We start from the raw sequence: 15,035 nt of genomic DNA, 5'->3' as shown, positions 1-15,035 counted from the left end.
TTATGAGTAAAATGACAATTGTAGTATTGCTGTCAGTCTTGCTGTTTTCTGCATGCGGATCGAGTAAAAGTGTTGACTTGTTATCACCCAATGGTGAAATTGCTTTCAACCTGGAAGTGAATGAGAATGGACAGGCGTTTTATAAGCTTCAAACCAATAAAAATCAAATATTCTCCGATTCAAGATTAGGGATGGAATTGCATGAAGATTCTTTGTTTACGGATGGCTTGCGAATTATTAATGTAGTAAGAAATGAAAAGAATGAGAATTGGAAACCAGTTTGGGGACCAAATGAAACAATACCCGAAAAGTACAATGAGCTAATAGTTTCCTTAAAAAATCATGAAAATAACGATTTGAAGTTATACGTGCGTTTATTCGACGATGGATTAGGTTTCAGATATGAAATCCCTCAGCAAAATGGCATCGATAGTATTAACATTATTAAGGAATTAACAGAATTTAATTTTGCCCAAAATGGAACAGCATGGTCGATTCCTGCAAATTTTGATTCTTACGAAATGCTTTACCGAACTACCCAATTAAGCGAAGTGCCAGATGCAAATACACCAATTACTGTAAAAATGGAATCAGGGTATTACGTGAGTATTCACGAGGCAAACCTGACGAATTATGCAGGAATGACTTTAAAGAATACGGGTAGTACTAATTTTCAGGCGAATTTGGTTCCTTGGCCCGATGGAGTGAAAGTAAAAGTAAAAGGTTCTTTGCAGTCTCCATGGAGAACAGTAATGCTTTGCAAAAATGCGGCAGACTTAGTTGAATCGAATTTAATTCAGAATTTGAATGAGGCTTGTGCAATTCCAGATACGAAATGGATTCAACCCATGAAATATGTTGGTATTTGGTGGGGAATGCATTTGGGGGTTGAAACATGGATCCCGGGACCAATTCATGGTGCGACTACTGATAATATGAAAAAATACATTGATTTCGCTTCGGATAACAATATTCAGGCAGTTTTGGCCGAAGGTTGGAACACAGGCTGGGAAAATTGGGGGAAACCAAAGGCATTCGATCAGGTAACACCTTATCCCGATTTCGATTTTGATGAAATTGTGAGCTATGCAAAGTCAAAAGGAGTTGAACTGATAGGACATCACGAAACAGGTGGAGATTATATTTTTTATGAAGAAAGTATGGATAAAGCCTTTTCAAAATTGCATGATAATGGCATTCGGGTTGTAAAAACAGGATATGCCGGACCAATTCCTAACGGTCAGTTTCATCACGGACAAAAAATGGTACAACATTATCGAAAAGTAGTGGAAACTGCAGCCAAATATCACTTGATGGTGGATGCACATGAGCCAATAAAAGCAACAGGAATCAGCCGGACTTATCCAAATATGATGACAAGGGAAGGTGCGAGAGGCATGGAGTGGAATGGATGGAGTGAAGGAAATCCGCCGGAGCATCATGTGATTTTGCCATTTACCCGTTGTTTGGGTGGACCAATTGATTACACGCCCGGAACTTTTGATATTTTGTACAAAAACCGAAAGAATTACATTAAATGGAACAGCAACGACAAAGGCAATAGCCGCGTAAATACCACCTTAGCGAAGCAATTGGCTTTGTGGGTTTGTTTGTACAGTCCTTTGCAAATGGCTTCTGATATGATCAGTAATTACGAAGATCAGCCGGCTTTTCAGTTTTTTGTGAATCTGCCGGCAGATTTCGAAGAATCTAAAGTGTTGGTTGCAGAAATCGGAGAGGTATACGCTGTTGCCCGTCGGAAAGCTTCGAATTGGTACATTGGTGCCATTACCGACGAAAATGCCAGAGAAATTGATTTGGATTTAGGCTTTTTGGATGCTGATAAAAAGTATGTTGCGACCATTTATTCAGACACAGAAAATACATCCTTGAATGAAAATCCTACTGAAATAAAAATCTTTAAAAAAGCAGTCGATAGCAAAACAAAATTGCATGTGAAAATGCAGAATAGTGGAGGACAGGCTATCGAAATCAGAGAAGCTGAAAAATAAGCAAGAGTAATTATTAGCTAAAAGCTACGATAGTAACTCTTTGGTTATTTGTTATTTTTAGAAGGATTAATGAATGTAACGAGTGATTAATCTTAAAATTAATCTGCTTTTAATCCATAAAGCTTTTATTTGACTATATAGATTAGAAATTAGTAACCGTTCGGGGAAGAGCTTGGCTGGCCCAGTTCCCGTTCGGTATTGTTTTTATTTTGAATTGCACCCCAATAAAACTCAACTTGATGAAGCGCTTATCAGGAATTTTGATTCTTTTTTTTCTAAGCATAAATGGTTTTGCTCAATTTGTCGATTACGTAAATCCATTTATTGGGACTACTAATTTTGGCACTACAAATCCAGGAGCAATTGTACCACGGGGAATGGTCTCAGTAAGTCCGTTTAATGTTTCCGGATCCGATTTGAATACCTACGATAAAGATGCCCGATGGTGGTCAACACCCTATTCCTGGGATAATTCTTTTCTTACCGGATTTTCACATGTAAACCTAAGTGGTGTAGGTTGTCCCGATTTGGGCGTTATTTTATTGATGCCGACTGCCGGTGAAGTCAATGCAGATCATAAAGCATACGGATCTATCATGACAAATCAGGAGGCAAGTCCAGGATATTACGCCACCGATTTGGAAAAATATGGAATTAAAGCAGAGCTGAGCTCAACCAAAAGAACAGGTATCAGTCGCTATACTTTTCCAAAAGGGAAATCGAATATACTTTTAAATTTAGGTTTGGGTTTAACCAATGAAACGGGTGCAAATGTTCGGATTGTAAACAATCAGGAAATAGAAGGTTCCCGCATGACGGGAAGTTTCTGTTACAATGATGGTTCAGAGCGTCCGGTTTATTTTGTGGCCCGCTTCAGTAAAAAAGCAGAAGAATTTGGTGTTTGGAAAAAAATGCCCGAAATGCAGGCCGAATCTGCCTGGAGCGATACCGATGGTCAGTTCAAATATTACAAAAACTACACTCAGGAGTTATTTGGTGACGAAATTGGAGCTTATTTCACTTTCGATACCAACACGAACGAACAAATAATTGCAGAAGTTGGCGTATCATACGTAAGTATTGCCAATGCAAGAATGAATTTGGATGCTGAATCGAATCAGTTTGATTTTGACAAAACAAGATTGCAGGCTGCACAGGAATGGAACAGTACTTTGAGCCGAGTAAAAGTGGAAGGCGGAACCGATGATCAGAAAACCATTTTCTATACAGCATTGTATCACACGCAAATTCATCCAAACATCATAAACGATGTAAACGGACAATATCCGGCAATGGAATCTTTCGAAATTCGCGAGACCAAAGATTGCAATCGATATACCGTTTTTTCTCTGTGGGATACATACCGAAATTTCCATCCATTAATGGCCTTGCTGTATCCTCAGGAGCAGCAAGACATGGTTCGATCTATGGTGGACATGTACAAGGAAAGCGGATGGTTGCCAAAATGGGAGCTAAACAGCAAAGAAACCCACGTTATGGAAGGCGATCCGGCAATTCCTGTAATTGTAGATTCATACTTGCGTGGATTAACTGATTTTGATGTAGATGCAGCATATTCTGCAATGGTGAAGTCTGCAACTACTCAAGGAAAAAACAACAAGCTGCGACCGGATATTGATCATTATTTAGCAGAAGGGTACGTGCCTTTGGTTGAGGAGTTTGATAACTCGGTTTCTCATGCTTTGGAATACTACATTGCCGATTGGAATTTGGCACAATTCGCCCAAGCTTTGGGTAAAAAGGAGGATTACAGGAAATTCCTGAATCAATCGCTCCGATACAAAGAATATTTCGATCAGGAATTTGGCATGATTCGTCCACGCTTGGCGAATGGTGATTTCTTACAAAGTTTTGATCCAAAGCAAGGCGAAAATTTTGAACCAAGTCCAGGTTTTCACGAAGGAACTGCATGGCAATATACTTTTTGTGTTCCGCACGATGTAAATGGATTAACAAAACTGATGGGAGGCGAAAAGAAGTTCGTAAACAAATTGCAGATGGTTTTTGACAAAGGATTGTTCGATATGGCCAACGAGCCTGATATTCATTATCCTTTTCTTTTCAATTATGCCAAAGGAGAGGAGTGGAGAACGCAAAAAGAAGTTCGCCGGTTAATCGATACTTATTACAAAAATGCTCCTGACGGCATTCCGGGTAATGATGATTGCGGCACCTTATCGGCATGGGTAATCTACAGCATGATGGGAATATACCCTGTTTGTCCTGGAAATACCGATTATGCAATTACAAGTCCTGTTTTCGATAGAATAACCATTCAACTCGATCCCGAATTTTATTCAGGAAAAACTTTTGAAATCATCACACATCGTAAGAATAAAGGGGATTTGTTTATTGATAAAATGATGATTAATGGAAAGAAACAAAACTCTTATTTCATTACTCACAAAGCAATAAGCGAAGGGGGAAAACTGGAATTTTTTATCAAAAAATAAAAATACAACCTAATAACACTTGTTAAATACTAATGTCAAAAACCAATAACAAACCAAAACACCCGGCTACTTGGATTCCCACTGCATATTTTGCGATGGGTTTACCATTTGTTGCTATTGCTCAGGCATCCGTGCTTATGTTTAAGAGTTTCGGGATTTCCGATTCGTTAATTGCATTCTGGACCTCGCTCATCATGTTGCCTTGGACATTAAAACCACTATGGAGTCCAATATTGGAAATGTTTAAAACAAAAAAGCATTTTGTTGTTGCAACACAACTCGTAACAGGATTTACATTTGCTCTGGTCGCATTGGCCTTGCCATTAGATAGTTTCTTTACCTATTCTATTGCTTTATTAGCTGTTATCGCCTTTAGTGGTGCAACCCACGATATTGCTGCCGATGGAGTTTACCTAAGTGTTTTATCAGGAAAAGAACAAGCAAAATATATTGGATGGCAAGGTGCTTCGTATAATATTGCAAAAATTTTAACTGCTGGTGCTTTTGTTTATTTAGCAGGTATTCTCGAAGAACGTTTTGGTGTATTGCATGCTTGGATGGCTGTTATGCTCACCTACTCAATAATAATGATTTCATTGGCTTTGTATCATATTAAAATGTTACCATCAGGAGGAAATGCAAGCAGTGAAGTTGCATCGTTAAATGAGGGATTTAAAACCTTGTGGGATGTTATAAAAACCTTTTTCCAGAAAAAACACATTGGTTGGTTTATTGTCTTTATCATCTTGTACCGATTTACCGAAGGCTTTGCCATTAAAATAGCTCCTTTATTTTTTAAAGCCACAATTGAAGATGGCGGTTTGGGACTTAGCACTTCGCAAATAGGACTTATTTATGGTGTATTTGGTTCTGCAGCTTTTGTTCTGGGGTCAATTTTAGCAGGCTATTATATTTCAGCACGGGGATTAAAAAAATCTTTGTTCACTCTTGTTTGTATTTTTAATGTTCAATTTATAATTTACGCTCTATTGGCCGTTTACCGCCCGGAAAGTATATTTCTAATTGGATCAGCAGTTGTGGTTGAATATTTTGTATATGGTTTTGGCTTTGTGGGGTTAATGTTGTTTATGATGCAGCAAGTTGCTCCTGGTAAATATAAAATGGCTCATTATGCATTTGCTACAGGAATCATGAATCTGGGCATTATGCTGCCGGGTATGTTAAGTGGTTTTATGAGCGATTGGTTAGGCTATAAGTTGTTTTTTATATGCATACTTGTTGTTATAATTCCATCTCTGTTGGCAGCAAGATTTGTTCCTTTTGTTCATTCAGAGGAAAGCGAAGCAGATGAAAATAAAGTCTAATATCTATTAAATGAACTTATCTGTACTCGATTTATCCATAATTGTAGGATACATTATTTTAACCATATTCATTGGTTACTTTTTATCAACGAAAGCATCCAAAAACCTTTCCAACTACTTTTTGGGCGGAAACAAAATACCATGGTACATGCTTGGAATTTCGAATGCGTCGGGTATGTTCGATATCACAGGTACCATGTGGACTGTTACCATTTTGTTTGTGTATGGTTTAAAATCGGTATGGATTCCATGGTTGTGGCCGGTTTGGAATCAAATTTTCCTGATGATGTTCATGGCTATTTGGTTACGGCGTTCGAATGTAATGACAGGAGCTGAGTGGTTGAAAACCCGTTTCGGTGATGGCAGAGGATCACAACTTTCGCATTTAATTGTTGTACTATTTGCTATTATTAGTGTAATTGGCTTTATAACCTACGGATTTGTCGGCGTTGGTAAATTCGCACAAACATTTTTTCCCTGGGATTTACACACCTCTGTTTTCGGACTAGGAATCAAGTCGGAGAATATGTACGCCATTATCATTATGGGATTAACCACTTTGTATGTTGTAAAAGGGGGAATGTATTCCGTAGTTTTTACCGAAGTTCTTCAGTTTGTAATTATGACGATTGCCTGTATCATGGTAGGTGTAATTGCGGTATCCTTAGTTACTCCGGAGCAGATTGCTGCAGCCGTGCCTGCAGGTTGGGCTGATATTTCCTTTGGCTGGAATCTGAATTTAGATTGGAGCAATCTAATACCTGCAGTAAACCACAAAATTGATATCGACGGCTATAATTTGTTCTCGGTTTTAATGATGATGATGATTTTTAAAGGGGTATTGGTGAGTATTGCCGGACCGGTTCCCAGTTACGATATGCAGCGGATTCTTTCTACCGAAACACCTAAAGATGCTGCTAAAATGAGTGGGATTGTATCTTTGGTACTATTCGTTCCCCGTTATTTGATGATTGCGGGGCTGGCAGTATTGGCATTGGTTTATCTGGCTCCCGAATTCAATAAGATGGGTAACAACATCGATTTTGAGATGGTCTTGCCATATGCCTTAAATAATTTTATTCCCGATGGAGCAAAAGGATTATTACTGGCAGGACTAATCGCGGCCTTCATGTCTACTTTTGCTGCAAATGTAAATGCCGGACCGGCCTACATTGTAAACGATATCTATAAAAAGTTCATCAATCCGAATGCTTCTCAAAAGAAATACATTCGAATGAGTTATTTGTCATCATTCACAGTTGTAATTGTAGGAATATTCTTTGGCTTTTTTGCCGAAAGTATCGATACTGTTATGAAGTGGTTGGTAGGAGCTTTGTTTGGCGGATATACCGCATCAAATCTTTTAAAATGGGTGTGGTGGAGATTTAATGGCTATGGCTATTTTTATGGAATGCTTGCCGGTTTAACAGCCTCGTTGGTGGCACCTCTTGTGTTTCCCGAAGTGTCTCCAATTTATGCCTTCCCGTATATTTTCCTATTCTCTTTTGCCGCATCGGTTATCGGCAGTTTGCTAACCAAACCTGAATCCGATGAGGTATTAATTAAATTTTACGAAAGTGTTCGTCCATGGGGATTTTGGAAGCCGGTTTATTTAAAATTGAAAGCACAAAATCCGGAAGCAAAACCGAATAACGATTTCTTAAAAGACATGTTTAACTGTACCATTGGAGCAGGCTGGCAAATGATGTTGCCACTCATCCCAATTTATTTTGTGATTGGAAAATACACCTCATTGTCATGGGTTGTGGCATTATTTATAATAACGAGCATTATTCTCTATTTTACATGGTACAAAAAGCTCGAAGATTATCCTGCTGATTATAAGTATTGCAAAAAAGAAATCAACGAAGACTAAAACGATATTGAATAGAATTAAATTCATAAACAATAAAAAATGACTAGTAAAGTAAATATGCCTTGGGAAGACAGGCCGGAAGGATGTAAGGACGTGATGTGGAGATTTTCTCAGAATCCTGTTATTGGAAGGTACGACATACCAACATCCAACAGTATTTTTAATAGCGCAGTAGTTCCTTTCGGGGATGGCTTTGCCGGAGTATTCCGTTGCGATAACAAATCGGTGCAAATGAATATTTTTGCCGGTTTCAGTAAAGATGGAATCAATTGGGACATCAATCACGATCCAATCGAAATGGTAGCCGGCAACACCGACATGATCGATTCCGATTACAAATACGACCCTCGTGTTTGCTGGATCGAAGACCGCTATTGGATTACCTGGTGCAACGGTTACCATGGACCAACAATCGGGATCGCTTACACCTTCGATTTTAAGACCTTTCACCAGTGCGAAAATGCATTTTTACCATTCAACCGTAACGGTGTTTTGTTTCCTGAGAAAATTGACGGAAAATACGCAATGCTAAGCCGCCCAAGCGATAATGGACACACACCTTTCGGTGATATTTATATCTCTTACAGTCCCGATATGAAATATTGGGGAGAGCACCGTTGCGTAATGAAGGTATCAAATTTCACCGATAGTGCATGGCAGTGTACCAAAATTGGAGCCGGTTCAGTTCCTGTTCGCACCAACGAAGGGTGGTTGATGTTTTACCATGGGGTAATCAATACCTGCAATGGATTCCGTTATTCGATGGGAGCAGCCCTTCTCGACCTCGAAAATCCCGATAAGGTCTTGTACCGTTCGCAACCCTATTTATTGGCTCCGGCAGCACCTTACGAGTTGGTTGGCGATGTGCCTAATGTGGTATTCCCATGTGCCGCATTAACCGAAGGAAATAAAGTTGCCGTTTATTACGGAGCTGCCGATACGGTAGTTGGCATGAGTTTCGCCTACATCGATGAAGTAATCGATTTTATTAAGAAGAACTCATTATAGTTAAGTTAGTTTTGATTTTAAAGGGTCAGTATTTCCAGATACTGGCCTTTTTTTTGCGTTCCCTTCGGGCGGGCTTTCTATTACAACTCCTTATACGATTTTAGATACAAAATTACATACTCGTATAATGCCGATAGATATCTAAAACTCAATCATAAACGAAGTGAAATGAATGAGTAATTTTAGATACTAATCGGTATCGCTCGTTTCTCGCTGTGGGGTTTTCATTTCAATCCCTAACGCATTCCCAAAACAAAAATCCCCGTCATTGACTCTAAACAAACCAAACATGTCAGAGTATGACTTGATCCAAAATCTAAATATTAGACAGTAAATTCAGAAAGAGCTTCGGTACTCTGTACCTAATTCACTATCGTATAAATTAACCTACAAAGACTGCGCAACTCTGTTGCTAACTATTCTTTCAGGGATGTAGTATTTAATCGCGGAGTTTGGCAAAGCCCGTTGCTATTTATTCAGGTACGTAGTAAGCAGTATTTGCAGCAACAAATCATCAAATAGAAAAAGGTGCAACGCACCGCAGCCTACAATTCAAGTAGCCACAATTACAATTAAAGAATCAAAAGTTTAATCATGGAGACAACGTCTGTTGCCATTTATTCAGGTGCAGAGCACCATAGTATTTGTAGAAATAAATCATCAAAAAAGCAAAAGGTGCAGAGCACCGCAGCCTACAATTCAAGTAGCCACAATTACAATTAAAGAATCAAAAGTTTAATCATGGAGACAACGTCTGTTGCCATTTATTCAGGTGCAGAGCACCATGGTATTTGTAGAAATAAATCATCAAAAAAGCAAAAGGTGCAGCGCACCGCAGCCCCAATAAAAAGCTGACTGAGCATATTGGGTTCTTTTTAGACCTGACTGTTTTTGAAAACCAGTCAGGTCTGAACTATTAAATCTTCTTTTTTTTCTCAGCTTGATTGTTCCACCTTACATTTTTCCATTTCTGTTGTTCTTCTTTTGATAGGAATGTCCAGGCAACAATCCGGCTCTTTTTGTTTCCTTGTCCCATTGGTAAGGTTTCTACTTTAACAGCTTCGGCTGCAGTAAGAGCTTGGTAAACACTTTTCAGATTCGATTCTTTCGAGACGAGTGTAGAAAACCAAAAACACGATTTCGCAAATTTCTTACTCTGATTAATCATGTTTCGAACAAAGCGTTCTTCGCCGCCATCGCACCACAATTCGTTGCTTTGTCCTGCAAAATTAAGATTTGGTTTGGTCACTTTTTCGGTAGAAAGGTTTCTTGTTTTGCGCATGGTTCCTTCCAATGCATCTTTAGCTGATGCATGAAATGGTGGGTTGCAAATCGATAAATCAACCAGTTCATCCTTTGGAATAACACCGTAAAAATAATCTTTGGGATTCTCTTGAAGTACACATTTCACATTTCCTTGCAGTGACGGATTCGAAGCAATAATCTTTTCAGCAGAATCAATTGCAGCAGGATCAATATCCGAACCAATAAACGACCATCCGTACTCATTGTTTCCGATTATAGGATAAATGCAGTTGGCTCCAACACCAATATCTACACAAGTAAATTTATTGCCTGCAGGAATTTTACCATAGTTGTTCTGTTGCAGTAAATCAGCTATATGATGAATGTAATCTGCTCTACCGGGAATCGGAGGACACAAGTAGTTTTCAGGAATATCCCAGTCACTAAGCCCATAATGATGCATGAGCAATGCTTTGTTCAACATTTTTACCGCATCTGGGTTCGCAAAATCAATCGATTCATCCTCGTACTTGTTCAGAATAACAAATGGAGCTAATTCCGGACAAGTTTCCACCAGTTGTTTAAAATCGTAGCGGTTACGGTTTTTATTTCTGGGATGCAAACTGGGTTTCTCTTTTGGGTGTTTTTTCTTCTTATCTGGCATAGATGTAATTCTCTAATTTGAATCTGCTAAATTAGAACATTAATGGAAGAAAGTCGTCTTTATTCTAGTAATGAAAAACCATTTTTTTAATTGCGTCAACAAAAGAACTTTTAAGACTGGAAATTAGATATTGAATCTGATTCATAACTTGACATTTTTGTAAGGCAGACTAATAAGGACAATGCAGACCATTATGAATGGAAAGCAGATCAATAGTAAAACAATAAGTTCTTACTGGAAGAAGCTTGGTGATGCTTCGGGTAACGGTGATTTTCTTCTTGTTACTAACAATAATTTTTTGACCCCGAAGCCAAAACTTTTAGGTTCAATCGAGCTTCGAACCACGGTGTACCGTGTCTTTTTTGACCAAAAGGGTGGTTTGAACCACGATGAGGTGTGGTATTTTTGGCATCAATCGAGTATCGAGGCACGCTGAGCCGTGGTTTTTTTAATGCAAACTGTGTCTCGATACTCGACTGAGGTGCTTCGATACTCGATTGAGCTGTCTCGATGCTTGATATTGAAGTCTTGATCTTTGATTTTGATGCTTCAATGCATGCTTAAGGAGTCTTGACCCATGATTATGATGCTTCGATACTCAATTGACAGGTTTTGAGGCATAAAAAAGAGGCTGTCCTTTTGGAACAACCTCATTTAATTATCTGATACAATATTTATTTCATTTTGTATGCGTCGTTGTGAACGGCGTTAATTGCTCTTCCCGAAGGATCGGCATTGTTACGGAACGATGCATCCCAGGCTAAAGCTTCAGGAGTACTGCAGGCAATAGATGGTACAGATGGTACACATGCTGCAGCAGTATCCGAAGGGAAATGTTCTGCAAATATTGTTCTGTAGTAATATTCTTCTTTCGACATTGGAGGATTCACAGAAAAACGAAATTTGGCATTGGCCAATTGTTCATCAGAAACCTTTTTCTCTGCAACTTCTTTCAAAGTATCAATCCAACTGTAACCCACACCATCAGAGAATTGTTCTTTTTGTCTCCAGGCTACACTTTCAGGCAAATAGTCTTCGAATGCTTTACGCAGCACCCATTTTTCCATTTTTCCATCTTTAGCCATTTTATCCTCCGGGTTAATTCTCATTGCAATATCAAGGAATTCTTTGTCCAGAAACGGCACACGGCTTTCAACACCCCATGAACACATCGATTTATTCGAACGTAAACAATCGTAAAGGTGAAGTTTATCTAATTTTCGGATGCATTCTTTGTGAAATTCTTCCGCATTTGGAGCCTTATGGAAATACAAATAGCCACCGAACATTTCGTCCGCACCTTCGCCGGAAAGCACCATCTTAATTCCCATCGATTTAATCACTCTAGACATTAAATACATTGGGGTAGAAGCACGAACCGTAGTTACATCGTAAGTTTCCAGATGATAGATCACATCACGGATAGCATCCAATCCTTCCTGAACAGTAAAAGTTACTTCATGGTGAATTGTATCGATATGATCAGCTACTAAACGAGAGGCTGCCAAATCAGGTGAACCTACCAATCCAATTGCAAATGAGTGCAATTGTGGATACCAGGCATCCTTCTGATCACCTGATTCAACACGCTTACCGGAATATTTTTTCGCAATAGCCGAAATTACAGATGAATCCAAACCTCCTGAAAGTAATACCCCATAAGGTACATCAGACATCAACTGACGATGAACAGCATCTTCTAATCCTTTGCGCAGGGCAGCCATATCTGTTTTGTTGTCTTTTACATTTTCGTAATCTTTCCAGTCACGCTGATACCAATCTTTAACAACGCCGTCTTTGCTGTATAAAAATTTTCCAGGAAGAAATTCTTCAATTTTATTGCAATACCCTTCTAATGCTTTTAGTTCCGATGCCACGTAGTAGTTACCATACTTGTCCCATCCCTGATACAATGGAATTATTCCCATATGATCCCGTCCAATAAGGTAGCAATTGTTCTTTTTGTCGTATAAGGCAAATGCAAAAATACCATTTAAATCATCGATGAAATCGATGCCTTTTTGTTGATATAGGGCAAGAATTACTTCACAATCTGATTTTGTCAGGAACTCGTAAGAGTCTTTCATCTGATTTCGAATTTCCAGATGATTATAAATTTCACCATTAACAGCCAAAGCCAGATTACCGTCTTTGCTGTAAAGTGGTTGTCCTCCCGATTGAGGATCTACTATCGATAGTCTCTCATGAGACATAATCGCTTTTTCATCACAAAATATTCCAGACCAATCCGGACCTCTATGACGAATCTTTTTTGACATTTCTAAAATTTGAGGGCGCAGCTCTTGAGCATCCATCTTCAAATCAAAAACTCCAACAAATCCACACATAAAAAATTGTTTAATAGTTATTTTATCAGCCTGTAAAAATATGGTTAAGCTGTTTAATCTTGGTATTAGTTGTCAAAAATACGATTTTCAATTTAGTTTCTACTATGTTTTAAGCTCTATATCTTTTGTGTATAGGTAGAAAAGATTATTTTTTCGAACGATTCGAAAATAAAGGCTGTTTATTGAATGGCGTGATTATTATCGGGGGTGAAGGAGGAAATTAACATGGTAATAACAAAAAAGGACACCTTTTGAAGTGCCCTCATGCTTAATTTGTTTTATTTTCAAGTTCGTGATCGAGAAAGGTTTTAAGAGTATCAATATCCAGCCGTTTGGCTATAATTTTTTTATCCTTGTCAAGCAGGTATATGGTTGGAGTGCTAAAAACATCATAATAAATTCTGAAATTGGTCTGATAGTGGGGATCGTAACAATTGATAAAATCAAATAAGTTTTTATCAGCAATAAAATTTTCCCATTCTTCTTTTTCGTTTTGAGTGCAGACTGCAAACACCTTTACACCCATTTGTTTGTACTTATCTAAAATATCAGTCTTTAATTTTGGAGTTGATGTTTTACAATGACCACATTCGGGTTCCCAAAAATATAAAATGGTGAACGGAGCTTCTACTTCGTGCAAACGAACAAACTCTCCTTCGGGCGTTTCCATTTTAAGATCCTGGGCTTTCATTCCAATTAAATTGTATTGAAGCTTTATTACCCGCTCGCGAATATTGGCAAGTAAAGTTGAATCGGCCCAATTGGCTTCTCCGCTTAAATAGTATTTTTTTGCCAGACTAACGAAAGCCGCATCCATTCCCATAATCTTGCTTTTAACTGCGTAGTTGAGAGAGTATTGTACCAGATATTGGAAGAATTCCTGATCAGATCGCGATTTTTCAATAATGGCAGTGGCTTCTTTTACAATTGTATCCGGACTTTGAACCAAAATTTTCTCATAAAAAAACTCCAGTTTATTTTTAAGAATTGGTGTTCTTAAAAAACGGTTGTCAGTGAAATCTACGTAATCGAAGTAATGATCTTTATTGTACAAGTATGATTTTTTTTTGATCTCCTGATCTCTGTCTGGAGTAGATTCAGGAATTTCCTTTGAGAAATCGGGAACTTTTGGTGATAAAGTCAACTGTGCAAATTTGGAAACAAAGCTTCCGTTGGGGTAATCCTGATTCAGTTTTTGAATGTATGCACGTACATCTTCATCTGCTTGTTTATAAGCTTCCTGATATTTCTCTTTTTCTTTCTCATTGTCCTTGTTTGCCTTGTATGCTTCCTGAATTTTTTTGGAATTCTCGTTTTGGGCTTTCATGAATTTTTGAAAGGAGTGAAATGCTTCACTCTCTTTGGCACCGGTAATTTTAATCGTTTCTATAAAACTAACCGGATCTGCTGATATGGCAAATTCCTGATCTTTACCAATTAACAGATCGAAATACTTTTGGGAGGGAAGATAGATGACATAAATGCCTTCATCCAATTGTTTCGCTTTGCTAAATAAGCCTTTGCAATTAACTAATTGCGTAGTATCATCAGCAAATATTCTGCCGTCAAAATAGTGTGCTAAATAAGCAGTACTATCAGTACAGCCAATTAGGTTAACGTCAATATTGTATTTTTGTGCTTTGCTTGTAACAGAGGATAGCAGGCAAATACCCACACATAAAATAGTAATAAAATTTTTCTTCATTTTCATTATAATGTTGATAAGCATAATTGGAAGCGAAAATTACAAAACTTTTTTTAAAATGAAACGACCATGTTTAAATCATTCTAAACACAGGGGGGTGATTATTGGTTCATGGCAAGTTCTATATGGCAAATTCTTAGAATTATAATCATATGAAACGTCCATGCCAAAACATTTTTTGACACACAGAGGGATGATTATTCCAAGCATGGTAAGTTCTCCCGAAACAAGTTCGGGACAGGCTATGGCAAAAACATACAGTTATAATCATATGAAACGTCCATGTATAAAGCTTTATACACACAGGGGGATGATTATTTCAGCATGGTAAGTTCTCCCGAAACAAGTTCGGGACAGGCTATATGGCAAAAACATACA

Annotated in this window: 8 protein-coding genes; 5 read left to right on the top strand and 3 right to left on the bottom strand. The window is 38.2% G+C overall.

What is annotated here, in order from left to right:
• Nucleotides 1-11 precede the first annotated feature (11 nt).
• The 5 genes from ACHZAX_RS11565 (at nucleotide 12) to ACHZAX_RS11545 (ending at nucleotide 8,695) form a co-directional block, all read left to right on the top strand.
• Nucleotides 12-2,012, top strand: a complete 2,001-nt coding sequence (locus ACHZAX_RS11565) for a glycoside hydrolase family 97 protein (RefSeq protein WP_320019228.1) — start codon at nucleotides 12-14, stop codon at nucleotides 2,010-2,012.
• Between the two features lie 239 nt (nucleotides 2,013-2,251).
• Nucleotides 2,252-4,486, top strand: a complete 2,235-nt coding sequence (locus ACHZAX_RS11560; RefSeq protein ID WP_320019227.1) for a GH92 family glycosyl hydrolase — start codon at nucleotides 2,252-2,254, stop codon at nucleotides 4,484-4,486.
• A gap of 32 nt (nucleotides 4,487-4,518) precedes the next feature.
• Nucleotides 4,519-5,811: an MFS transporter gene (locus tag ACHZAX_RS11555; RefSeq protein WP_320019226.1), complete on the top strand. Its 1,293-nt coding sequence runs from the start codon at nucleotides 4,519-4,521 to the stop codon at nucleotides 5,809-5,811.
• A 10-nt stretch (nucleotides 5,812-5,821) separates the two neighbouring features.
• Nucleotides 5,822-7,687, top strand: a complete 1,866-nt coding sequence (locus tag ACHZAX_RS11550) for a sodium:solute symporter family protein (RefSeq protein ID WP_320019225.1) — start codon at nucleotides 5,822-5,824, stop codon at nucleotides 7,685-7,687.
• A 39-nt stretch (nucleotides 7,688-7,726) separates the two neighbouring features.
• Nucleotides 7,727-8,695, top strand: coding sequence for a glycoside hydrolase family 130 protein (locus ACHZAX_RS11545; protein WP_101307879.1), 969 nt, complete (start codon nucleotides 7,727-7,729; stop codon nucleotides 8,693-8,695).
• Nucleotides 8,696-9,611: 916 nt separating this feature from the next.
• On the opposite strand, the gene rlmF is transcribed toward ACHZAX_RS11545, so the two are convergent.
• The 3 genes from rlmF to ACHZAX_RS11530 form a co-directional block, all read right to left on the bottom strand.
• Nucleotides 9,612-10,604: a 23S rRNA (adenine(1618)-N(6))-methyltransferase RlmF gene (gene rlmF, locus ACHZAX_RS11540; RefSeq protein ID WP_320019224.1), complete on the bottom strand. Its 993-nt coding sequence runs from the start codon at nucleotides 10,602-10,604 to the stop codon at nucleotides 9,612-9,614.
• A 674-nt stretch (nucleotides 10,605-11,278) separates the two neighbouring features.
• Nucleotides 11,279-12,952 carry an asparagine synthase B gene (gene asnB / locus ACHZAX_RS11535; protein WP_320019223.1) on the bottom strand — a complete coding sequence of 558 codons (1,674 nt, stop codon included), beginning with the start codon at nucleotides 12,950-12,952 and terminating at the stop codon, nucleotides 11,279-11,281.
• A 268-nt stretch (nucleotides 12,953-13,220) separates the two neighbouring features.
• Nucleotides 13,221-14,657, bottom strand: a complete 1,437-nt coding sequence (locus tag ACHZAX_RS11530; RefSeq protein ID WP_320019222.1) for a redoxin domain-containing protein — start codon at nucleotides 14,655-14,657, stop codon at nucleotides 13,221-13,223.
• Nucleotides 14,658-15,035 lie beyond the last annotated feature (378 nt).

The organism is Labilibaculum manganireducens (assembly GCF_963665805.2).
In the GTDB taxonomy this organism is placed as follows: Bacteria; Bacteroidota; Bacteroidia; order Bacteroidales; family Marinifilaceae; genus Labilibaculum; species Labilibaculum manganireducens.
This window is presented reverse-complemented; position numbering and strand designations above follow the sequence as displayed.

Excerpts from the sequence above, each read along its gene's own strand:
- ACHZAX_RS11565 (WP_320019228.1), top strand. The coding sequence starts at position 12 with ATGACAATTGTAGTATTGCTGTCAGTCTTGCTGTTTTCTGCATGCGGA.
- ACHZAX_RS11560 (WP_320019227.1), top strand. The coding sequence starts at position 2,252 with ATGAAGCGCTTATCAGGAATTTTGATTCTTTTTTTTCTAAGCATAAAT.
- ACHZAX_RS11555 (WP_320019226.1), top strand. The coding sequence starts at position 4,519 with ATGTCAAAAACCAATAACAAACCAAAACACCCGGCTACTTGGATTCCC.
- ACHZAX_RS11550 (WP_320019225.1), top strand. The coding sequence starts at position 5,822 with ATGAACTTATCTGTACTCGATTTATCCATAATTGTAGGATACATTATT.
- ACHZAX_RS11545 (WP_101307879.1), top strand. The coding sequence starts at position 7,727 with ATGACTAGTAAAGTAAATATGCCTTGGGAAGACAGGCCGGAAGGATGT.
- rlmF (WP_320019224.1), bottom strand. The coding sequence starts at position 10,604 with ATGCCAGATAAGAAGAAAAAACACCCAAAAGAGAAACCCAGTTTGCAT.
- asnB (WP_320019223.1), bottom strand. The coding sequence starts at position 12,952 with ATGTGTGGATTTGTTGGAGTTTTTGATTTGAAGATGGATGCTCAAGAG.
- ACHZAX_RS11530 (WP_320019222.1), bottom strand. The coding sequence starts at position 14,657 with ATGAAGAAAAATTTTATTACTATTTTATGTGTGGGTATTTGCCTGCTA.